Genomic DNA, 23,095 nt, shown 5'->3' with positions numbered 1-23,095 from the left:
AACGAAAAAAACAGTTTTTAATAGTCAAGACTGAACGATTTTAAAAGAAACATACCTTGGAATTCAACCTCTAATATTAATATGTACAGGAAATTAAACTGACTTTGTCGAAATAGTGAATTATATAAATTCTACCAAAGGACTGAGTGCTTTTGAACACATTATTATTAACAGGTTTTGAACCTTTTCTGAACTTTTCAATTAATCCTACAGAAGAAATTGTGAAAGAGCTAAATAATCAAGAGGTTGGAGGGTTTCAAATTATCGGGGCAGTTTTACCTGTTGATTTCAGAGCAGCGGGTAATGAGTTATTAAAATTGTTTCATACGTATAACCCATCAGCGGTTATATCATTAGGATTAGCAGGTGGTAGATTTAAAATAACGCCAGAACGGATCGCCATAAATTGCAATGATGGTGCAGCGGATAATAAAGGGAATAAATATGCAGGGGTTAAAATTGATCCAGAAGGCCCAGATGGACTATTTACAACACTTCCAATTCAAACAATTGTTAATGAATTAAACAATCACAAATTTCCAGCTGAAATATCCAATTCTGCAGGTACTTATTTGTGTAATAACGTTATGTATCAAATGCTTAATGAATTAAAAAAAATAAACAAGCAAATTCCGAGTGGCTTTATTCATATTCCAGCTTCACATGAAATGGCCGTAATTGATCAGAAGTTGCCAAGTTGGTCACAAACCGATTTGACGAATGCAATAAAGCTTGCAATTGAAGTGATTGGTCTAAATGACTAGCACTAAACTGGATATTTTTCCATTAGGTTGCTCTGGCTTAGTATGTTATTTAGGCGATTCAATTTCAATGGAAACAAATAATCTAGTACATGCTTTCTCAGATTATCTAAAAACTAATTTAATGACTAAAATATCAGCAGTCGTACCATCTTATCATTCCATTACGATTTTTTATGATTCGATTAACTTTTCATACGCGGAAATAAACCAAGAAATAAAGTGTCATTTTAATCGCTATAGTCGTTCAAAAATTAACAGAGGGCATACAATTTATGAAATTCCTATTTGTTTTAGTTCCACTTTTGGGACAGAACTTCAAAAAGTAGCAGAGCATAATAAACTAGAAACTGAAGACGTAGTTCGACTTTATCTAGAAAAAATGTATCCCATTTATATGATTGGTTTTATTCCTGGGTTTCCTTATCTTGGCGGGTTAAATCCTAAACTTTCAACTCCAAGACTAAGCAAGCCAAAAACAGTTTTAAAGGGTTCGGTTGGGATTGCTGGAACTCAAACAGGGATTTATCCTTTTGAATCTCCAGGTGGGTGGAATATTATTGGACGTACTCCAATTTCAATATTTTCAACGAAAAATAATGGGACAGAAAACTTTAAACCTGGAGAACTAGTAAAATTTTATGAGATTAATATCGAAGGATTTAATCAGATTGAACAACTAGTGAAAGAGGACAACTATTCAATTAAAAAGGAAGTGCGTTTTATTGATTCACATTGATTTGAACTGTGATTTAGGTGAAAGTTTTGGAAATTACAAAATAAATGACGAGCAAATTATGCCACACATTACTTCAGCTAATATCGCTTGCGGATTTCATGCGGGAGATCCGTTTGTAATTTATGAAACAGTAAAATTAGCAAAGCAATATAATTTATCAATTGGAGCGCATCCAAGCTTCCCAGATTTACTTGGTTTTGGTAGAAGAGAAATTAATTTCAGTGAAGAAGAAATATATAAATTAGTTCTCTATCAAATTGGTGCACTTTATTCGGTATGCAAAGTAAACCGAGTTGAGCTTCGTCATTTAAAACCTCATGGTGCACTTTATAATATGGCGGCTACAAATTTGAAACTCGCTTTAGCAATTACAAAAGCAATGAAAAACTTCGATACTTCACTAACCTTATATGGACTAGCAAATAGCAAATTGATAGAAGCAGCGATTGAAATGAATATTCCTTTTTCTTCAGAAGTCTTTGTAGATCGAGCATATGGTGATGATGGTTTATTAGTACCTCGTAATCAATTAAACTCGGTTTATCACAATACAAAAGATGCCATTAATCAGGCACTTCAAATTGTAAAAACCAAAACCGTTACGACAATTTCCGGTAAAGATATTCCAATTCAAGCTGATACCATTTGTATACATAGTGATTCTGACATTTCAATTAAATTAGCGATGGAATTACGTAAAGTATTTACTGATAATAACATTCTTGTTAAGTCTATAGGAGCGTAATACTTTGAAAGAGTTTTTTGAAGTTTTACAAAAAGGTGTATCTATTACAATTCAAGATAATGGTAGGAATGGATTTAGACATTTAGGTATACCTGTTTCTGGTGCTATGGACAAGTTAGCTTATCAAATTGGAAATCTATTAATAGGAAATAAATTAAATGCAGCTAGTATCGAAATTGCGATTGGTGGTACAATCCTAAAAGCATTAAATCAATTTTCAATCGTCATTACAGGTGGAAATTTGAAACCTTCAATTAACGGTAAATTAGTTGAGATGAATAAAATAATCGACATAGAAAAAGGAGAGATTTTGGCTTTTAACGGGGGAAATACTGGTGTTTATTCATATGTATCAGTACCCGGCGGCATTATAAGTGAATGTCATTTCGAAAGTCAGTCCTCATATGAGCCTGCTTCTCTAGGATTAATATGTAAAAAAGGTACAATCATTTATGGTTCAAGCACTTCATATAAACTAGTGAAAAATGGACTAAAACATGAGTATATTCCAATCTATCCTAAGCATAATTTCGTTCATTTTATAAAAAGTAGTCATTTTGAGAAAATACCTCACCAGATAAAATCACAAATTTTATCTGAACCTCTTACAATTGGTCTATTTAATAGAATGGGTATGTATTTAAGTTCAAAAAATGCTAATTTAGAACCGTTTGATGCAAATATTTTATCAGAAGGCACTACTTTTGGAACGATTCAAGTACTACCAACTGGCCAACCAATTATCCTACTAGCAGACTCTCAAACTACAGGCGGGTATGCAACATTAGGTACAATAATTTATTCAGACCTATGGAAACTTGTACAAATGCAACAAGGAAATACAATTCAATTAATACCAGTAGATGTAGACGAGGCTAGACTTTTAAATAAAAGGTTTTACTTATTTTTGAATTATTTACAAATTGAATGTAGAAATAAGGAGAGATAACGATGGAAAATTTACTTGCAAAATTATTTGATGCGACGGAAAAAGGCGAAAATGAAATTGTATTAGAGATAATAAGTAAACAGCCAAATTTGATTCATGAAGAAAATGAACATGGGTTAACATTACTTGGTATAGCGGCACATTACGGTCAATATGAAGTTGTAAAAACTTTAGTTAAAAATGGTGCTCAGATTAATGCACTTTCTCACTCAAAGCTTTCATTCATCCCACAAAACACAGCGCTTCATGCAGCAATTGCAGGTTCTAAGTCAATAGAAGTGATCGATTTTCTTTTAACAAATGGAGCAAATCCTAATATAAGCGACAGTGAAGGTCACACTGCATTACATATCGCAGCATTTGAAGGAAATACGTCTATTGCCGAACATTTGTTAAAAAACGGTGCTGAAATTAAAACGAATAATTCTGGTAAAACTCCAATTGATATTGCTGAAGAGCGTGGAAATACAGCGTTTATCAATTTTTATAAAAGAAGTAACTTTATGATTAATCCGTAGTGTTGTGATGACTGTTATGTCACAGCACTTTTTGTTATGATAAAAGAAAGACTAGTAAAAGAGGAATAAGTATTGAGAATTAATGTTTATATTAGCGCATCAGGGTATTGTTCTAGAAGAGCTGCAGAACGATTGGTTGCATCGGGACAGGTTAAAATTAACGGACTTATTGCTGAAAAAAACAGCATAGTAGAAGAAAATGATGTTGTACAAATACGAGATGAAGTGATTTACTTAACGAGTGAAAAAGACTATATCATTTTAAATAAACCAGTAGGGATTACTTGTACAGGATTACAAACTGTAGAAGGAAATATAATTGATTTTGTCAATTATCCAAAAAGGATTTTTCCAATAGGTAGATTAGATAAAGATTCTGAAGGATTAATCATTCTTACAAATGACGGACCTATTGCACATAAAATTTTACATAGTGAACATGGACATGAAAAAGAGTATATTGTCACAATTGATCAGCCAGTTAATGAAGATTTTATTAATGGCATGTCAAATGGGGTACTTATTGGAACAATTTTAACTAAAAAATGTAAAGTTGAAAAAATAGATGAATTTACATTCCGTATTATTTTAACGCAGGGCTTAAATCGTCAAATTCGGAAAATGGCAAAAAGTTTTGGATTTAAAGTGATTAAATTAAAGAGAATTCGAATTATGAATATCCATTTGGAAAATCTAGAAATAGGTAAATGGAGAAAATTAACAGATAACGAATTATTTACTTTAAAAGAACAATTGAAAGAGGAAGAATCCAATGAAAATTTTAATTGATGCAGATGGCTGTCCAGTAGTTTCAGAAACAATTAAAATTGCAGCAGAATTTAAGATAAACGTTCTTTTATTATGTGATACTGCTCATATAATGCAAAGAGAGGGCGCTGAAACAATAGTTGTTTCACAAGGTGCGGATGCTGTCGATTTTGCTTTAGTAAATCGAGTTGTAAATGGAGATCTCGTAATTACTCAAGATTACGGTCTTGCTGCAATGGTTTTAGCAAAGCAAGCTTATGTATTAAATCAAAACGGCTTTCTATATACAAATGAAAATATTGATTCACTTTTGCATACTCGATATGTTTCAAAGAAAATTCGAAATGCAGGTGGACGAGTGAAGGGACCAAAAAAACGTCAGAAGCTTGATAATACAAATTTCGAAAATGGATTAAGAAATTTACTTTCTTCAATTTCTTTATAGTAAAATAAAATTGTACAAATAAATTAAAAAAGGAGGCAAGCATGTTAACACTTGCAAGAGAAAATTTAAAAAAGTATTTTGGATATGAAAATTTTAGAGTTGGACAAGAACAAATTATTGAACGAGTTTTATCAGGAAAGCACACTGCTGGTATTATGCCTACAGGTGGTGGAAAGTCGATCTGTTATCAAATTCCAGCGACAATTCTCCAAGGAGTTACCCTCGTCATTTCTCCTTTAATCTCTTTAATGAAAGACCAGGTAGATGCATTGCATCAAGTAGGTATTCCTTCCACATTTATTAATAGTTCACTTTCTTATAATGAAGTAAATGAAAGAATGATGGATTTAAGTTATGGTGAATATAAAATTCTATATGTTGCACCTGAACGATTAGAATCAGAAAGCTTTATCAACGAATTAAAAAGATTGCCAATCTTACTTGTAGCAGTAGATGAAGCACACTGTATATCGTCATGGGGACATGATTTTAGACCAAGTTACTTACGCATAAAAAATTTAATACAAGAATTGCCTACGAACCCAACAATACTGGCACTTACTGCAACGGCAACTCCTCAAGTTAAATCTGATATTTGTAATCAACTTGGAATAATTGAGGAAACGACAATCATTACAGGCTTTGAACGAGAGAATTTGTCATTTAAAGTCATTAGAGGACAAAATCGATTAGATTATATTTGTAATTACATAAAACAAAATAAAAACGAATCAGGTATTATTTACGCTGCAACTAGAAAAGAAGTAGATAATGTTACAAATAAATTAAAAAATCTTGGTATCTCTGTCGGTAAATATCATGCAGGCTTAAGCGATGCAGAACGTTCAAAACAACAGGATGCATTTTTACAAGATAATATTAATGTAATGGTCGCTACGAATGCATTTGGGATGGGAATTGACAAAAGTAATGTTAGATACGTAATCCATTATCAAATGCCTAAAAATATGGAAAGCTATTACCAAGAGGCTGGAAGAGCAGGACGAGATGGATTAGAAAGTGAATGTATTTTACTTTTTACTGCACAAGATGTTCAAATACAAAGATTTTTAATTGAACAATCTACTTTTGAACATAATCGTCTAAAACAAGAAATTTCAAAACTACAATCAATGAAGGATTACAGTTATTGCGAAACATGTTTACAGGCATTTATTTTAAAATACTTTGGAGATGAAACTGACCACTCCTGTGGTAAATGTAGTAATTGTATTGATCAAAGAACTTCAATAGACATTACAATTGATGCTCAAATCGTTCTATCATGCATTATTCGAATGGGCGAAAGATTTGGTAAAACGATGGTTGCGTCAGTTCTAACAGGATCAATGAATAAAAAATTAATAGACTTAAATTTTCATACTTTAACGACATACGGTTTATTTAAAACACGTACATTAAAAAGTGTCGGTGACTTAATTGATTATTTAACATCGGAACAATTTATTGGTGTAACAAGTGGTAAATTCCCATTGTTAACTGTAACAAATAGGGGAAGAGAAGTACTATTAAATAAAATAAACGTAATGAAAAAAGAAGAAATCCAAGTTTCTGAAATTACAAACGTTGATAATGATTTATTTGATCAATTACGAAGTTTACGTAAAGAAATTGCTACGGAACTTGGAGTACCACCTTTTGTCGTATTTGCAGATAGTACTTTACGAGATTTATGTAAATTACTTCCTACTACTGATGAAGAATTCCTACAAGCAAAAGGTGTCGGATTGCAAAAACAACAAAAATTTGGAAAACAATTTATAGAAGTAATCAAGAAGTATAAAGAAGAAAATCATATTGAAGTAGAGACAAAAAAAACAAAAGCAATAACTATTAACAAAGTACCTTCACACAAAATATCATACGAATCTTATCAAAACGGACTTCATATTTCTGAAATTGCGAAAGAGAGAGGATTAAATACGACTACAGTTGAAAATCATATTCTGCAAAGTGCAATGGAAGATGATCATTTTGACTGGGATGAAGTAGTTCCTAATGATATTGAAAAACAAATTAAAGATGTAATTAATACAGTTGGAAGCGAAAAACTTCGACCTATTAAAGATGAATTACCTTCTGAAATTAGTTATTTTATGATTAAAGCGGTAATTATGAAATCTACAATATAATATAAACATTTTCTGATTTAAATCGAATTAAAAAATTAGACCCATTTTGTCCACTTATCAATTAAAAAACAGCCAATTTTTCAAATATAGAAAAAATTGGCTGTTTTTGTGTTGAAATTTTTAAGTGTGAAATTACCAAAAATATCGGTACTTCCCAATTAATATTTTAATGAAGTCTTATAATTCGATTAATTGTAACAATTATTTTGATTTAATTATAATAAAAAATGTTAAAATTTGGCAAAAGCTAAAATAAAGAAGGAGGACCTAAATTTGTATAAATCATTTAAAACAGTACTTTCAACTATTATCATCTTAACTCTATTATTAGGGTTAACTTCTGGAAAAACTTATGCTGAATCAAATAATGATTCAACCAAATTACAAGAAAAACTTAATGAAAATGAAATCAATAAAGAGGCATTAGAAGTATTCGAAAATATACAAAATGATATTAATACATTAGCTAGTAAGGGGATAAGCTACACTGATAAAAACAGAACAAAAATTAAATCAGCAAATACTAATATAGTTAAAGTAAAAAAATGATCAAAAAAAAGAAGGTTTCATCATTTTGAAACTTTCTTTTTATGTTTAAAAAAGTAAAAGAAACGACCTATTACTATTACATTAATAAAAACAAGTATTTTTTAAATATCTTTGTTATTAGCTATATAGTTTACAATATGTTCTGAATTTAATGCATAAAAACCAACTAAAAAGAGCGAAATTATTCTTGATATTTTTAGATATTTCATAAAAATCCCTTTTTTTTAAAAGTATAACAGAGAAAAAAATAATAGTTTGTTTAAGTGCAAGCTTTATATTCCAACCTATTTTATACTAGCTTTAACCTTTATTTGATTGCTTACTTTACTTTCATTATGAAGTCGATCTACTGCAGTTATTTCATAAGTGTATTCTTTATCTATATTTGCTGTTGTATCTAAATATGTTGTTGTTTTACCATTTTCCGATTTACGAACAGTAGTTAAGATGTTTCTTGGATCGTCAATGCTATCTTTATGTAATCCATCAAAACGGTATACAACATAATATGCAACATCTTGATCATTAGAGTGAGTATTCAAAGTAAGTTGGATTCCATCTTTTGTACGAGAAGCGTTTTCGATTTTTGGTTTCTTTGGAGCTTGGTCATCTAACCATGGCATTGCTGGAATTAATGCTTTTGTACTATATAAGTCTTGGCTTAAACGATCTTTAATACCAAGTGGATTTCGATTTAAGTCTGAAATTGAAAAATGCATACTACCTTTGATTTCAGGAATTGTACGATTTAATGCAATTTGACTTGGTAATTCATCAGGTAAAGCCCAAGCTGCATTGTTATCGTTAATTTTGTAATCAGCTTGTCCAATATATAAATCAATATTCTTACCTTTTACTTCCTTCGTCCACCAATTCGCAAGTATATCATACGCAGCAGGTTCAAATCCTATATTCCAATAGATTTGCGGAGTAATATAATCTAGATATTCTTTATTAATCCATTCTCTTGTGTCAGCAAATAAATCATCATAATTTGTTTGACCAGCAGTAGTATTTGAACCAGTAGGGTCTTTTGCTATATTTCGCCAAACTCCAAAAGGACTAATCCCAAATTTCACATAAGATTTTTCATTTTTTATTGAATTATGAAGAATTTTTACGAACTGATTTACATTATCTCGTCTCCAATCTTCAATATTAGCAAACTTTTGTTTACCATATTTCTCGTAGGAGGATTGATCTGGAAATTCTTGACCTGCGATACGATATGGATAAAAATAATCATCCAAGTGCACTGCATCGATATCATATTTTTTTACTACTTCCATTATGCCCTCAATAATAAATTGACGTGCGTCAGGATTACCTGGATCAAAATATAATTGCTTTCCATATGGGACTACCCATTCAGGATGTTTTCTTGCAGGATGGTTTTCTGCTAAAGTATTTAAGTCATCTAAAGTCGCATTTCCTGGTGCAGTTCGAGGCATTGTAATACGATAAGGATTAAACCAAGCATGAAACTCAATATTACGTTTATGTGCTTCCTCAACCATAAATGCAAGTGGATCATAGCCCGGATCCTTGCCTTGCGTACCAGTTAAATATTTAGACCATGGACCATATTTAGAAGGATAAAAAGCATCAGCGGTCGGTTTAATTTGGACAACAACTGAATTCATTCCCATCTTTTCCACATCATCTAATAGTTTAATAAACTCCGATTTTTGTTGCATTTCAGATAATCCAGTTGCTGATGGCCAATCTATGTTTACTACTGATGCAATCCATGCTGCTCGCATCTCATGCTTAGGCGGGATTGAGTTCTGTAAAGTAGTTTCAGCATGAACATTTTGTATTTGTTGAAATAATAAAGATGCACCAACTGTAGCTGCAATCGCATATTTTCCAAGTTTTCTTTTCTTCATAAGTGTTCCACCTTACTTTCTATTAAATTAGTAGCGCTTTCATAATATAAAACTACCAAAAATGGAAAGTATTGTCTATAATTTTTGAAATAAAATTTCAAAAAAATCTAAAAAATAGAGAAATAATATTTCGGTTTTTGATACTTTTGTGAAATCCTTCAAATATAAATTATTTTTTCATTCACGTTCTATAGCTTGGATTGTCTTATATTGGTAAACTATTGATTGTAAGTATAAATGCATAAAATAAAGGTCATATAAGGAAAGAGCATACATAATTTATTCAAATTTCACGAAACAAGAGAGGATAATAATTTGAAAATAAGTCATTTAATTGCAAATAATATTAATAAATTAGATGCAATTTTACCTCAGAATCAGTCATTGGGAATTGCTGGATTATCTGGTTCTGGTAAAACAACTTTTTGTCAAACAATTGGTGAGGAGTCAAAGAAACGTCTAGTTTCTTTACTTCCAAAGGCAGAATATCAATACTTATTCCCAAACATAATGGAAACAAATTTCAGTGCAATTAAGATGGAAGAAATGCCATTAGTACTTTTCCTAGGCAAATCGTCCATTTCGACTAATCCCCGTTCAACACTTGGAACACATACAGGTGTTTTTAAGGACATTCGTGTAAGTCTTGCAGAAAAGTTTAATCTTTCTCCAGAAGTTTTTTCGTTTAATAATGAATTAGGATGGTGTCCGGATTGTAAAGGCCGCGGAATTACAAAAAATATCGAATGTAAAAAGTGTAAAGGAAACCGCTATAATCAAAAAATTGAAGAATACACAATTGAGTTATTTGATCGTCCACATTCTATTTCAGATATTAATAACCTAAGTGTAGAAACAATCTTATCACTAGCAGCAGAATTACAAATAAGTGAAGCAAAACTGCATTTACTAAACAATATCATCAAAATGAATGTTGGCTATTTATCCCTAAATCGAATTACAGGAACATTATCCGGTGGAGAAATAACTCGACTTTATCTAGCCGAATTTATGACAACTAGTGAAAATACAGTTATTATCATCGATGAAATTTCGGTAGGTCTTGACCATGATACTTTAAATAGAATATTAGACGAAATAAGAGAATTAGGATTTAAAAATCAAATATGGCTAATCGATCATTCAGATACTGTGTTAGATGCAACAGATGATCAAGTATTTTTCGGACCTGGAAGTGGTAAATATGGCGGGAAAATTGTTGAAGAATCTCCACGACCTAAACCGATTTATTGGGGAAGAAACGAGATTTTGCCAAACGAGTTCTATGAGTTTAAAGAACTTCATTGTCGTAATATCCAAATTCAAGAAATACAAATCCCTAAAAATAGACTAGTAACATTCACTGGCGAATCTGGATGTGGTAAATCTACTCTAGTAAATGAATGTATGTCAAAAGACTTCTTAAAACGTTACCCTAAAGATAAATTAGTAATGGTAGGTCAAGATCGAAACCAATCGATTACAAGTCGATCAACAGTTGCTACGTTCTTAGATATAAAAAGAAAGTTAACAAAATATAGTGAAGAAATAGATGATATTTTCCTGCGTTCAATCGAGGATATCATTGAAGAACTACCAAAAGAAGACATTGCACATAAGCGATTAAGCTTATTAATCAAACTTGGTCTCGGCTATCTTACGCTAGAAAGAAAGACTCAAACACTTTCAACTGGAGAATTTCAATGTGTACATTTAGTATCTGAACTATTTTCTAATGCAAGAACCCCTCATACACTATTCATTTTTGATGAACCTTCAAAAGGATTATCACAAAATATATTAAATCAATTTATAGATAGTGTTCGGGAAATTCTAAATGATCAATCAATTTCAATTATAATGATTGAACACAATGCCTACATGTTAGAAAGTTCAGATTATATTATTGATTTCGGGAAAAGAAAGATTACTCCTGTTGAACATCTTGAAGTTGTAAATCATGATGATTATTTTAATCACATAATAAAGGAACATGAAAAGTCACAGGCGCAGATTTCATCATCACTTAAAGTACAAAAGGGAGTTCAATATTTACAAGAAAATAATATAAATTATTTCAAAAATGCAGAAAACATTTATAAAGGTGGAATATTAAAAAGTCTATCATCGATGGCAAGACTCATTTATGCAGAATATGAATCTGATGCTATTCTTCCGGTTATCGCAATTGATTTAGAGAGACATTTATATAGCCAATATACATTTTTATATGAGATCGGCGGACTAATCAATCAAATCGTTGCATCACATCCGACTAATAAGGATACAAGAAGTTTTGATTTTTATAATCGAGAAAATCATTGTCCATCCTGTTCTGGCCGTAGAGTAATTGAGAAGTTTGATATTGATGTAGTCATTCAAGATAAAACAGTACCTTTTTGGGAAGGTTTATTACATCCAGATGTAATGGAAGTTTTAAAATATTACCAATATCCAAAATTGCAATTCCTATTTGATGAAATAAAAAATGAACTTGGTCAAGACATTAGCAAAAGTTTTAATGAGATGTCAGAAGCAGAAAAGCATACTTTTTTATATGGATACTATGAAAAAACTTTTTATGATAAAGCTGGAAAGACACAAAGATTATGGGAAGGCTTTAATACCATTATTGGTCGATATATGTCAATTTCAAAATCGTCTATCAAAGAAAAAATGAAGGCTTCTAAAGAGCCAATTATATGTCCTATTTGCAAAGGTACCGTATTAAACCACCACAAAAAATTAATGTTTGGCAATTTTGATATTCGTGAAATCATTAATCAACCTATAGATCAAGTAATTAAAACTATTGACCAGCTAACAGTTCTAGAAGAAATAAAATCAATTGTTGGCGGAGAAACAACATTAACAGTAGAAGTTTCTTTACTATCTCGGGAACAACAGGTTGCTTTAAAAATGCTAGAAATAAAACAAGCAAGCTTCGTTGGATATGAAGTAGTACTGCAAAATGCTTTACCGTTTTGGGATCGTGTTAAGTGGAATATTGAAGAAATAAGCAATAAAAACTTAGTAACGATAACTGATTTTAAAGATATATTTGAGACTAGAGAAGACATTATCGACAAATATTTTACAAATGGTAAATTCAAAAAACTAACATATGTTTATGAAGCATTTGACTATAAAAAAATCGTAACACTAATTAATAAAGTAAAAACGAGTAACCCTTGTCCGTTCTGTAAAGGAAAGAAAGTAATTTCTGAAGATAATCTACATGACGGGGTTTATAAATTAACTATTCCTTGTGTTAGCTGTTTAGCTAGTGGAATTAATGAGATTGGACGTCAACAGCTAGTTGAGGGTATTGCGGTTCAAACATGGCTCACTGGTAAAGTAAGTGAAATCATTCCTGAAAACCAACTAACTGAGGAAGTTAAAGATATACCGTTATTTAATCGCATAAGAGAACTTAATAAACGTGATATGATGGCAGTTTATCACTGTTTGATTCAAAATAATTAACAATAAAAAAACTCATTTTCAAAGTTTGTTTTGAAATGAGTTTTTTTATGGCTTAAAATATTTGTGTCAATATAACAGGTAAAATTGTTAAAAAATTTTCATAGAATAATGTTCACACTTTATACATGGTCATAAAAAAGAATACTTAGTATGATTTAATTGTAGCAAAAACCGAAATTTCTAAAAAATATATTTTTTAAAATAACGATACTTAATTGAAAGTAGGAGATATGATGAATCATTTAAACTTAGGTAGGAACTTAAAAATATCAGCGGGTTTAACAGTATTTGTAATATTCTTGATGACATATCTTTTAAATTAAAATATTGTTTTTGCATGATCATTTAATCTAAAAAATCATTTGTTAAAAATACAAATGATTTTTTTATTATATTTCTTTTATAAATAAGGAAACGATTAAATCATTTCTATCGTATAAAAATAGAACTATAAATTAGAACAATGCTTTTATCAAGATTATATAAAGATAACATACATACTAATGTACATAGCAACTTTGATTGTATTGGTTTATCTTAAGTATGCCTTTACACTATATAAAAATCAGACAACACTGCTGACATTAAATTTACTGTTTTTTATAATACTCTGATGCTAAATTCGATCAACCTTTTTCAATGCAAAAAGGAGATAGCATGCCAATATAGAATATAAGCATTGTAAGGAGTGTGAGGGGCATGATAGACGGAGATGTAATATTAACTAGTACTCAAATAAGAGAGCAGTTGGAGTTGAAACCAAGCACCTTCAGAAAATATCAGGACATCTTAGAGAATGTTGGTTATACAATCAAGAAGAATAGTAGAGGACATCGACAATATTCAAATTATGATGTCTTGATTTTCGAAAAACTAATTGAATTAAGCAAGCTTGATGGTATGACGTTAGAGAAGTCTGCGAGAATGATAAAAGAGCAAACCAATAGATTAATACCTCATACTGACATGATCATCGAAGAAAAGTCTTTAAACCTAACAGAGCACCTAATAAAGATAAACAATGAACACCAGTTGCAAACAATTGAAAAACTTATGAATGAAATGGAAGAAAGACTTTCTAAAAAGATGGATCTACAACATAAAGAAGTATTAAAGCAACGAGAAAAGCAGACTAGCTTACTGATAGAAGAATGGAGAGAACAAAGAAAACAAGATCAACAACTGTTATTAGAAACGGCAGCCACTCAAGAAAAGAATTCATTACTAAAGAAAGTAAGTGAAAAAATAGAAGAATTAAAAAAATGGTATTTCGAAATATGAGCTTGTATTACATTCTAGCGATTTCGCGTTGCTTTTGTCGTTGGAATGATAATAGCCATCTTAACAGAATTTTACACTTAATAATTAATTGTAGAAATTAGGGAGCACTTAAAACAAGTGTTCTTTTTTATTTATCTGAAAGTATTATGTAAACTTGTTTTTAATTGAACGTTTTTTAGGAATGATGGATTTTCATTACCCATCATTCTAGTAGCCTTATTAAGTTAAAAAAAATGCAGTTGAGGTAAGGTTCCTCTTCATGAATAGACGAAATGGCTTGTAATCAAATATTGTAAAAACAGAACATACATTCTGGTGTTTTGAATATACTTATGGTAAAATTAGGTAGAGTAGGGTTGTGGTAGGTGCCTTTCTTCGCTAAGAAGGGAGGTGAGAATGTGACTGGTTATGAGATTGCAAATTTAATTATTCAATGTGTTGGAATAACTGCAACTGTAATCTTAAGCATAATCGGTATTATCATTTCTATTAGCAAAAAAAAATAACCACCCTACCCCTCGAAATGGTTGTGGTGATTATTTTTTCACTGGATCCGAGGAAAGCAACTTTACCAATTACTACTCGGAAGGGGTGTGTTCGCAGCACATCCCTTTTTAGTATATTCTTTATGACTTCATTATAGTCCTTTTAGTATAGTTTGACAATGAAGTTAAAGTTCTTTTTAACTGAATGAATCGTTAATTTGCAATTTTTTCATTTGAATTTTGCGAAACTTTCTTCGGTGAATTCAGTAGCAGTATTAAAGCGATACCTAAAAATGTCATAAAAATTCCAACTACTTGGGTTGGTGTTGGTTTAAATCCTGTTATGACTGTATCTAACACAATGGCTACTGCAGGATCTAAAAATGTTAACACAGCTATCATATTAGAAGGTAAAAATCGAATATTACCAAAGAATAATGCATAAATAATGCCTGTATGAACAAATCCAATAATCAAAATAAAACTCCAGTTTTCTAAATGCAAGTTTTGAAAAGAATCAAATTTAACAAAAGGAATTAAAAGTAGGAAACCTAATGTTGTCTGAAGTAAAGTCGTAAAATATGAACTTGTTTGTGTAATCCCTTTATTCACAATCATTAATAATCCATAAAAGATTGCCGCAAGAAATGCCCAAATAACACCAGATGAAAGGAATTTATCAAGTGTAAAATCGGAATTAATTCCGGATAAAAGAATTGAGCCGATAAAACTACTTAATACTCCAAGTAAAGGAATAACTGTAATTTTTTCCTTATAAATTATACTACCTAATAAGAATAAAATAACGGGAGCTAAGTAATAAATTGAAACTGAAATTGTAACTGATAAATTTTCAAATGATTTAAATAAAAATACCCAATTCAAAACTAAAAGGATCCCACTAAATAATGAAAGAGTTATATCTTTTTTATTAAATATTTCTTTTTTAGCTAACCCTGAAAAATACCAAACAGAAAATAAAAAAATACTTGCAAAAACACATCTTATAAAAACTAAATCAATGGCTTTTAGGCCTGTTTTAGGAGCGACGAAACCTACAGTGCCAAAAGTAGCCATTGCAATAATGATACTAATTGTCGCCTTTTTATTTACCGCCTTATTCTCCAATATGTATCACACCCATTTCATATGTAATTTCAATATTCTGTCAAATAAGTATATACTAAACTTTAGTGTTATATCAATTGAATAAATCTTGGATAAGGAAATACCTTACTCTTGGGGTATTCCTGAGTAAGAAAAATTTAAGGAGAAGTGCTATTTACTAAATTATAGGGTGTATATGAGGAAGTAAAATGACAAGAAGACGAGATTTCCTTACCCATAAGAAGTTCATAATAAATCCCACACCTTTTAAGCGTTTTAAAATCGAAGTTTTCATTAAATTCAGTTTAAAGTAATAGGCAAATAAATAGATTTCATTTATACTATAATTTGTAGTTTAAAAGAATTATTAGTAAAAAATTGTCAATTAAGCGACAATTATTTTAAGTAGTGAGGGGAATTTAAATGAATATTGTAGTAGTAAATGGTTCACCTAGAGCAAATGGTCGAACTAGATTCTTAGCAAAACAAATCGCAGACTCTAATAAATTTACAAATTTAGATTTAGCATTTGAGCAAGTTCCTCTTTATAACGGGGAAGCTGAACAAAAAGAAATAGAAGCAGTTAAGGCAATTAGAGAATTATTAGTGAAAGCTGATGGAATCGTTATTTGTACGCCAGAGTACAATAATGCAATGAGTGGAGCTTTAAAAAATCTAGTTGAACTATTAGGCTCTGAGCCATTTAAGAAAAAGCCAATTTCATTATTAGCAGTAGCTGGTGGTGGAAAAGGTGGTATAAACGCTTTAAATAGTATGAGAACTGTAATTCGTGGTGTATATGGAAATGCATTACCAAAACAACTAGTTTTAGATCCAGTTGATTTTGAAAATGATACAGTTGTGAAGCCTGAAGCTTTTGCAAAAGTAGCTGAAGTAATTGATGAATTAAAAGAATATGTACAAAAAGAAATTTTATATAAAGAATACATAGAATCAAATAGTGTTTCTAAGTAATGAAAATGGTCCTAATCAAATATTGGTTAGGACCATTAAAAATAGCTTAACACTTTTGTTAAGCTTAAAGTAAAAACGATTTATCATTTACATTTCTAATAGGAAAGTTTACTTTGTATCGAACAGCGATCATTCGAATTGCTGTTGTAATTAGAAAACAAATATACAAAGATTGCAGTTTAGTAAATTCACCATGTGTAAACAAAATTGTTATAGAGCCAATAATTGCTGCAATTGCATAAATTTCTTTTCGGAATACAAATGGAATTTCTCTTGCGAATACATCTCGCATAATTCCACCACCAATTCCAGTAATTAACCCCATCGAAATAATTAAAAAAGAACCTTTTAAACCGTGATCAATTGCCGAATATGAACCAACAGCAGTAAAAACCCCTAGACCAATTGCATCAGTAATGATTAAAGTTGATTGGAACTGCATTGTTCGTTGATAAAATAACCAGGTTACAATTGAAACGACTGTACTTACGATAAAGTATTGAGGTTTTGCGAAAGCATTCGGTACCGTTTGACCTAAAATAATATCACGAATTAACCCTCCGCCAAGCGCAGTACAAGCTGCTAAAAAAACAACACCAAATAAGTCTAATTTCTTTTGAATACCAACCAAAGTACCAGAAATGCTAGCAGCTATAATCCCTGCATAAACAAAAACCTCGATCAAAATCATCCATTCTATCCCCTTAATTGCATTTTCTATGATTCATTTTAGCAACAGGTAGGGACTATTACAATATTAAAATAACTTTGTAAACGCTTCATTTAAAAAATTTTTTTACATAAAAAATTTATAGTACTTTTCATAAAATTCACTTGAAATTTACAGATTGGAGAGGTTAATATTCAAAACAAAACTAAACAACATAAAAATAAAATTGTATCAAAAGAAATTGAATTAATAATGGACAAATTTAATATTGTCGGATGTCAAGCTGCTGCGGTAATAAAAGATAAACTGATTTGGTCTGAGGCTTATGGTTATCGTAATTTAGAAACAAAAGAATTAGTTACAGAAAATACGATGTTTCGAATTGCTTCTATTTCAAAACTTTTTACTGCTACAGCAATTATGCAATTAGTCGAAAGAAATCTAATCGATTTAAATGAAGATATTAGTCATTATTTAGGTTTTAAAGTAAGAAATCCTAAATTCCCTCATTCTTATATTACGTTGAGACAAATTTTAACTCATACATCTTCACTTAACTCAGACGATGCTTCAAATAGTGTTTATGCTAAGTACATTAAAGATGGACATTCAAATTTTTCTTTACAACTTATAGAATTATTAGATGAAAATGGAATGTATTTCACGAAAGAGATATGGGGGGATTGGAAACCAGGTGATCAGTGGATGTATTCAAATATTGGTGCGATCATTTGCGGTGCTATTATTGAAAAAGTCACTAATTTAAGATTCGACCAATATATCAAACAAAATATTTTTGAACCTCTAGAAATGAAGGATGTAGCTTTTTCATATTCTAACTTTAATAAAAGCCATGAACTAGCAAACATATATGAAAAAAATAAAAATACAAACGAATATAAAGTATCAATTGATGATGTTAAGCAGACTGGATATTCGAATACTCATTGGGATCAATACATCATCGGTAATCATGGAGGGTTATTTGAACCTCAAGGCGGACTAAGGACATCCGCACTTGAATTAAGTAAATTTTTACGGGCACATATGTTAAATGGGAGTTTAAATGGACAACAAATTCTTGAACAACAAACGTCAAAATTAATGACATCAATTCAATGGTCTAGAGAAGGAAATAATCACTTCTTTAGTAAAATGGGACTTGGTTTTCATATTAGCCACGACTTCTTACCGGGTTACAAAGAAATGATTGGGCATGCGGGTGAAGCATACGGATTAATCAGCAATTTATATTGGCATGAAGAAAAACAATTTGGCATGATTTTTATTTTAAACGGAAGTCATTTCGATTTATCTGCAGATTCAAGATTTGAAGTAGAGAAAGAATTAGCAGAAGTTATTTATAAACATGTTATTGAAGAACGTTTATTAAAACAGATGTAATGAAATATTAAAAAATTGCAATTTTTTATTTCAATTAAAAGATCTATTCTTCAATAGGTCTTTTTTTATTTGTAATAGAAAATCCCAACTAAATTTTCATCAATTTTTCATAAAACTTTTATATAATAATTTTCGATCAAAAAAATGGAGGAAATTTTAATGAACTACTCAATATTTAAATTAATAAATAGTTTTGCAGGCATTTGGCCTGCATTAGATAATGTAATGATATTTTTATCTAAATCTGCCATTTTAATCGTAATAGCACTTTTATGTTATTTATGGGTTCAAAAAGGTAGCGAACGTAAGTATACAGCTTTTTATATTGTACTAACACTTATTTTAGCACTAGGTGGTAACTTTATTATCCATCAATTTTATTACCACGCAAGACCATTCGTTAATCACCATGTCACGAAACTGATTTCACATTCATCAGATTCATCTTTTGTAAGTGATCACGGGACATTAGTATTTTCTACTGCGCTTATTTTATTGTTTAGAAAAGATCGTTTAGGTTTGATTTCATTTGTTTGGGCGATATTAGTAGGTATTTCAAGAATCTTTGTTGGAGTCCATTATCCATTTGATATAATAGGTGCATTTATTTTGGCTGGTGTAGTTGCAGTTGTTGTTTTAAAAACATCTTCATTAACGGAACCATTAATGAAAATATTATTAAGAATTTACGAAAGAATAATAAAGAAGTTATCTTTTAATACGAAAAAGAATTTAAGTTCCTAATTGAGAACTTAATAGAGGAGACATCTTTTGAAAATTTTATTCGCTGAAGACGATCAAAAATTAGGGAAAATGACAACCCATTTGCTAAAAACACAAACTCCATTTCAAATCGAATGGACTACTAATGGGAAGCATGCATTGGAATTAGCTACTCACTATGATTTTGATTTACTTATTTTGGACTGGATGTTACCTGAAATTAGTGGTTTAGAAATATGCAAAAAGCTTAGAAGTGATGGCTTTAAAGGACCTATCTTAATGTTAACAGCGAGAGATAGTATTAACCACCGTGTGGAAGGATTAGAAGCTGGAGCGGATGACTATTTAATTAAACCATTTGATTTTAGTGAACTTGCCGCAAGAATTAAAGTACTTAATCGAAGAAATTTTGCACCACTTCAAGATGAAATCATCACGATTGAAGACTTAACATATAATCGGACAAATTTTAGTTTATGTAGAGGCAATGATCAAATAATTTTAACGCAAAGAGAATTACAATTATTTGATTTATTAGTAAAAAATAGAGGGATTGTGCTTACTAGAGAAGTTATTTTTGAAAGAGTATGGGGAATTGAATCAGAAGTAACAAGTAATGCTGTTGAAGCGTATGTGAAAAATCTAAGAAAAAAAATTGATCCGCCAAATCAGAAAACTTATATAAAGAGTGTTAGAGGTGTTGGATATACAATCGAAAAATGAGATTTCATTATTTCAACAAATTAGCAAACGATTAACATTTTTTAATCTTAGAATTTTAATGATTTTCATTATATTATTTAATATTTCAGTAGGAATGGTATTGTCGTTTTACATTTACTTAGACCAAAAAAGTGATCTAATTACAGTACTAAAAGAAGAAATAAAAGAAGTAAAAATGAATGCTGCATCTCTAGGTCCAAATGTTGACAATACTCCAAGGAAACATAAACGTAAAAATGTTTATTTTAATTATTTTTTAAATAAAAATAACGGATTTGAAATCTATGATGAAACATCACCCGGGTATACAAAGGATATAGAAAAAGTATTAAAACAGATTAATCCTAATCAAAATAAAGTTGTGATTAAACGAATTGCTCCTCATGATAAAGAAGAACTTAATTTAATGATTGCAGCAGAAGAGGTGTATGATTCATCAAATCATTACCTCGGTACAATCTATAGTGGGAAAGATTTATCATCAGTTATTTATCTAATAAAGCAATTTATCAGTATCTCATTTTTACTCTCCATAATCTTTTGTTTTATGGCATACTACTTCGGCAAGAAAATTACTAATCAGGCAATGGAACCAATAATTGCATCTTATAAAGAACAACAAGAATTTGTGGAAAATGCTTCACACGAACTAAGAACACCATTATCTGTACTACAAGCTGGTATTGATGTATTAAGCGTTGAACAAGATCGTCTATCTGATTTCGGTAAAGAAACCTTATCTGATTTAAAAAAGGAATTAAGTGATACACGTAATCTTGTTCATCAATTACTGTTTCTAGCAAGACTCGACCATAAACAAATCGCCAAAGTTAATATTGAAGAATTTAGAATCGATGTCTTTTCGGAACAAATTCAAAAAGCATGGCAATATAAAGCTTCAGAAAAAAAACAAATAATACAGTTATTGAATGAAGAAAAATTTATAGTTAAAACAAATCAAGAAAGTCTAAAACAATTGATTAATATTTTTGTTGATAATGCCATTAAATACTCAAATGAGAACTGTTCCATTTCGTTAAATTACTACGTAAGATCAGAAAAAAAGGCAAACTATTTCTATTATGAAATAAATGATAAAGGTATTGGAATTGCAAAAGAGCTACAAGAGAAAATATTTAATCGGTTTTATCGAATCGAAGAGCATAGGTCAAGAGATGAAGGTAATACGGGACTCGGGTTATCGATCGCAAAATCGATTATAGAGTCTTTAAATGGAGAAATTATTGTTAATAGCGAAGTCGGTAAGGGTAGCAGTTTTAAAATTAAAATTCCGATTTCGAATTTGTTTCAAATTAAGACAAACATATAGAGAGAATTTTGGGAGAGTTAGAATTATATGGAGATTATTAAAAATTTAATTGATCTCATTATGCATTTAGATCAACATTTATTAACTTTTGTGCACAACTATGGGGCGATAACTTATTTCATCTTATTTTTCATTATTTTATTGGAAACAGGACTTGTTGTGACTCCATTTTTACCAGGAGATTCATTAATTTTTACAGCAGGTGCACTTGCTTCCTTACATTTATTAAACTTTTTTGGATTATTAATCCTTTTCATAATCGCAGCTAGTTTAGGTGATTCTTTAAATTATTTTATAGGTAAGAAATTCGGAAGTAAATTAAGTAGGAGTAAAAAAATAAATGCAAAATACATTGCTGAAACTGAACACTTTTTCAAACAAAAAGGTCCAAAATTTATTGTATTAGCAAGGTTTATTCCGGTTGTTAGAACATTTGCACCATTTGTAGCAGGGATTGGTGAAATGAACTATTCAAAATTTATTCCATATAACATTTTAGGGGCGACACTTTGGGTTGGACTAATTGTGCCGATTGGATACTTTTTTGGTAATATTCCTTTTGTTAAAAATCATTTTGGGCTATTAACAATAGGGATCATTTTCGTTTCAATTATTCCAATATTAATCGATGTAATTAGAAAATTTATTAAGCAAAAATAAATGAAACCAAATTAATCAATTTTAGTAAAACATAATACTATTTTCATCAAATTTTCACTTTTATTTTGTACATTTGTTGTATATAAAGGGAGGCGAAAATGGACAATAGTTTTTCTAATATTTTTACTCGAAATTTGAAAGGAACAGATCAAAATGATTCGTAATTGGATAAAAAATAAATCTGAGAGAAAATTAATTTATATAGCATTAGTAATTTCAATCATAATTTTCATCATTGCAGCGTGGAAAGTATCGCATCGAACTGAATTATTAACGAATATGGGAGATCATATTCAAAATGGAATCCAAAATGGTTTTCATAAAACGAATCCTTTAAAAATGTATGCGAAAGATAAAGGATCCCTTGGAAGAATAGGTGTATTTGCAGCATTTATTCTCTTTCCACTTTATTTTTTAATTAGATATAAAAAATTAAATGATAAAAAGCAATTTAAGAAATACTTAGGTAAATTATTGAAATGGTGTAAGTTAATACATGTCCCAATCTCGTTAATTACTTTTGCTTTAATTACAGTACACTCTGTGATTATGACTTTTTTTGAATGGAAAACAAATGCAGTTTATATTTCAGGTGTAATAACTTATTTGCTACTAGTTCCATTAGGAATATTCGGTTTTTTAAGATATAAACGAAAAGATAAAAACTGGCATTACTATCTTTCATTTGCAGTTGTAATCTCAATGTTGATTCATACATTCGTTTAATTAATTTGT

Annotated in this window: 21 protein-coding genes; 18 read left to right on the top strand and 3 right to left on the bottom strand. The window is 30.2% G+C overall.

From position 1 onward, the window contains the following. Positions 1-146 precede the first annotated feature (146 nt). The 9 genes from MY490_RS11955 (at position 147) to MY490_RS11915 (ending at position 7,627) form a co-directional block, all read left to right on the top strand. Positions 147-764: a pyroglutamyl-peptidase I gene (locus tag MY490_RS11955; protein ID WP_348983764.1), complete on the top strand. Its 618-nt coding sequence runs from the start codon at positions 147-149 to the stop codon at positions 762-764. Then, positions 757-1,500: a 5-oxoprolinase subunit PxpB gene (pxpB, locus tag MY490_RS11950; protein ID WP_248265919.1), complete on the top strand. Its 744-nt coding sequence runs from the start codon at positions 757-759 to the stop codon at positions 1,498-1,500. Before MY490_RS11955 ends, pxpB begins: the two co-directional genes overlap by 8 nt. Further along, on the top strand, positions 1,487-2,245 hold the full coding sequence (locus tag MY490_RS11945; RefSeq protein WP_248265918.1) for a 5-oxoprolinase subunit PxpA: 759 nt from the start codon (positions 1,487-1,489) through the stop codon (positions 2,243-2,245). Before pxpB ends, MY490_RS11945 begins: the two co-directional genes overlap by 14 nt. A gap of 4 nt (positions 2,246-2,249) precedes the next feature. Continuing rightward, positions 2,250-3,194: a 5-oxoprolinase subunit C family protein gene (locus MY490_RS11940; protein WP_248265917.1), complete on the top strand. Its 945-nt coding sequence runs from the start codon at positions 2,250-2,252 to the stop codon at positions 3,192-3,194. Between the two features lie 2 nt (positions 3,195-3,196). After that, positions 3,197-3,712 (top strand): ankyrin repeat domain-containing protein, encoded by a 516-nt coding sequence (locus MY490_RS11935; protein WP_248265916.1) that lies wholly within the window; start codon positions 3,197-3,199, stop codon positions 3,710-3,712. A gap of 72 nt (positions 3,713-3,784) precedes the next feature. Further along, the gene (locus MY490_RS11930) at positions 3,785-4,501 is read left to right on the top strand and encodes a pseudouridine synthase (protein ID WP_248265915.1); all 717 of its coding nucleotides are present in this window, start codon (positions 3,785-3,787) and stop codon (positions 4,499-4,501) included. Continuing rightward, positions 4,485-4,925 carry a YaiI/YqxD family protein gene (locus MY490_RS11925; RefSeq protein ID WP_248265914.1) on the top strand — a complete coding sequence of 147 codons (441 nt, stop codon included), beginning with the start codon at positions 4,485-4,487 and terminating at the stop codon, positions 4,923-4,925. The genes MY490_RS11930 and MY490_RS11925 overlap by 17 nt, the downstream gene beginning before the upstream one ends. A 41-nt stretch (positions 4,926-4,966) precedes the next feature. Further along, positions 4,967-7,078 (top strand): DNA helicase RecQ, encoded by a 2,112-nt coding sequence (gene recQ, locus MY490_RS11920; RefSeq protein WP_248265913.1) that lies wholly within the window; start codon positions 4,967-4,969, stop codon positions 7,076-7,078. A gap of 273 nt (positions 7,079-7,351) precedes the next feature. Continuing rightward, entirely contained in the window at positions 7,352-7,627 is a 276-nt protein-coding gene (locus tag MY490_RS11915) for a hypothetical protein (RefSeq protein WP_248265912.1), read from the top strand. Between the two features lie 284 nt (positions 7,628-7,911). Here the strand turns inward: MY490_RS11915 and MY490_RS11910 are convergent, their stop codons facing one another. Beyond that, positions 7,912-9,516 carry a glycoside hydrolase family 10-like protein gene (locus MY490_RS11910; RefSeq protein WP_432707006.1) on the bottom strand — a complete coding sequence of 535 codons (1,605 nt, stop codon included), beginning with the start codon at positions 9,514-9,516 and terminating at the stop codon, positions 7,912-7,914. Between the two features lie 315 nt (positions 9,517-9,831). Here MY490_RS11910 and MY490_RS11905 point away from each other — a divergent pair, with 315 nt between their 5' ends. Both MY490_RS11905 and MY490_RS11900 read left to right on the top strand, forming a co-directional pair. Continuing rightward, a complete protein-coding gene (locus MY490_RS11905) occupies positions 9,832-13,002 on the top strand; it encodes an ATP-binding cassette domain-containing protein (protein ID WP_248265911.1) in 3,171 nt (1,056 codons plus the stop codon). Positions 13,003-13,701: 699 nt separating this feature from the next. Beyond that, a complete protein-coding gene (locus MY490_RS11900; RefSeq protein WP_248265910.1) occupies positions 13,702-14,283 on the top strand; it encodes a MerR family transcriptional regulator in 582 nt (193 codons plus the stop codon). Between the two features lie 698 nt (positions 14,284-14,981). Here MY490_RS11900 and MY490_RS11895 read toward each other — a convergent pair. Then, positions 14,982-15,896, bottom strand: a complete 915-nt coding sequence (locus MY490_RS11895; RefSeq protein ID WP_248265909.1) for a DMT family transporter — start codon at positions 15,894-15,896, stop codon at positions 14,982-14,984. Positions 15,897-16,298: 402 nt separating this feature from the next. Between MY490_RS11895 and MY490_RS11890 the strand changes: the two genes are divergently transcribed. After that, a complete protein-coding gene (locus MY490_RS11890; RefSeq protein ID WP_248265908.1) occupies positions 16,299-16,850 on the top strand; it encodes an NADPH-dependent FMN reductase in 552 nt (183 codons plus the stop codon). Between the two features lie 64 nt (positions 16,851-16,914). Here MY490_RS11890 and MY490_RS11885 read toward each other — a convergent pair whose 3' ends face one another. Next, positions 16,915-17,541, bottom strand: a complete 627-nt coding sequence (locus MY490_RS11885; protein ID WP_248265907.1) for a trimeric intracellular cation channel family protein — start codon at positions 17,539-17,541, stop codon at positions 16,915-16,917. Between the two features lie 231 nt (positions 17,542-17,772). On the opposite strand from MY490_RS11885, the gene MY490_RS11880 reads away from it, so the two are divergent. From MY490_RS11880 to MY490_RS11855, 6 genes are all read left to right on the top strand, one after another. Further along, positions 17,773-18,924 (top strand): serine hydrolase domain-containing protein, encoded by a 1,152-nt coding sequence (locus tag MY490_RS11880; protein ID WP_248265906.1) that lies wholly within the window; start codon positions 17,773-17,775, stop codon positions 18,922-18,924. Between the two features lie 159 nt (positions 18,925-19,083). Then, on the top strand, positions 19,084-19,668 hold the full coding sequence (locus MY490_RS11875; RefSeq protein WP_248265905.1) for a phosphatase PAP2 family protein: 585 nt from the start codon (positions 19,084-19,086) through the stop codon (positions 19,666-19,668). A 27-nt stretch (positions 19,669-19,695) separates the two neighbouring features. Beyond that, complete coding sequence (locus MY490_RS11870; protein WP_248265904.1) at positions 19,696-20,370, top strand: response regulator transcription factor; 675 nt, start codon at positions 19,696-19,698, stop codon at positions 20,368-20,370. A 100-nt stretch (positions 20,371-20,470) separates the two neighbouring features. Beyond that, positions 20,471-21,700 (top strand): sensor histidine kinase, encoded by a 1,230-nt coding sequence (locus MY490_RS11865; RefSeq protein WP_248265903.1) that lies wholly within the window; start codon positions 20,471-20,473, stop codon positions 21,698-21,700. Between the two features lie 27 nt (positions 21,701-21,727). Continuing rightward, entirely contained in the window at positions 21,728-22,360 is a 633-nt protein-coding gene (locus MY490_RS11860) for a VTT domain-containing protein (RefSeq protein ID WP_248265902.1), read from the top strand. 153 nt (positions 22,361-22,513) lie between these two features. Further along, the gene (locus tag MY490_RS11855) at positions 22,514-23,086 is read left to right on the top strand and encodes a hypothetical protein (RefSeq protein ID WP_248265901.1); all 573 of its coding nucleotides are present in this window, start codon (positions 22,514-22,516) and stop codon (positions 23,084-23,086) included. The last annotated feature ends 9 nt before the right edge of the window (positions 23,087-23,095 follow it).

It is taken from the genome of Gottfriedia acidiceleris (genome assembly GCF_023115465.1).
Lineage (GTDB): Bacteria > Bacillota > Bacilli > Bacillales > Bacillaceae_G > Gottfriedia > Gottfriedia acidiceleris_B.
The sequence above is the reverse complement of the archived record's forward strand: the minus strand, read 5'-3'. Positions and strand labels throughout refer to the sequence as shown.

Coding starts and splice junctions, on each gene's coding strand:
- MY490_RS11910 (WP_432707006.1), bottom strand. CDS start 9,516: ATGAAGAAAAGAAAACTTGGAAAATATGCGATTGCAGCTACAGTTGGT.
- MY490_RS11855 (WP_248265901.1), top strand. CDS start 22,514: ATGATTCGTAATTGGATAAAAAATAAATCTGAGAGAAAATTAATTTAT.
- MY490_RS11885 (WP_248265907.1), bottom strand. CDS start 17,541: ATGATTTTGATCGAGGTTTTTGTTTATGCAGGGATTATAGCTGCTAGC.
- MY490_RS11925 (WP_248265914.1), top strand. CDS start 4,485: ATGAAAATTTTAATTGATGCAGATGGCTGTCCAGTAGTTTCAGAAACA.
- pxpB (WP_248265919.1), top strand. CDS start 757: ATGACTAGCACTAAACTGGATATTTTTCCATTAGGTTGCTCTGGCTTA.
- MY490_RS11935 (WP_248265916.1), top strand. CDS start 3,197: ATGGAAAATTTACTTGCAAAATTATTTGATGCGACGGAAAAAGGCGAA.
- MY490_RS11880 (WP_248265906.1), top strand. CDS start 17,773: ATGGACAAATTTAATATTGTCGGATGTCAAGCTGCTGCGGTAATAAAA.
- MY490_RS11875 (WP_248265905.1), top strand. CDS start 19,084: ATGAACTACTCAATATTTAAATTAATAAATAGTTTTGCAGGCATTTGG.
- MY490_RS11900 (WP_248265910.1), top strand. CDS start 13,702: ATGATAGACGGAGATGTAATATTAACTAGTACTCAAATAAGAGAGCAG.
- MY490_RS11860 (WP_248265902.1), top strand. CDS start 21,728: ATGGAGATTATTAAAAATTTAATTGATCTCATTATGCATTTAGATCAA.
- MY490_RS11890 (WP_248265908.1), top strand. CDS start 16,299: ATGAATATTGTAGTAGTAAATGGTTCACCTAGAGCAAATGGTCGAACT.
- recQ (WP_248265913.1), top strand. CDS start 4,967: ATGTTAACACTTGCAAGAGAAAATTTAAAAAAGTATTTTGGATATGAA.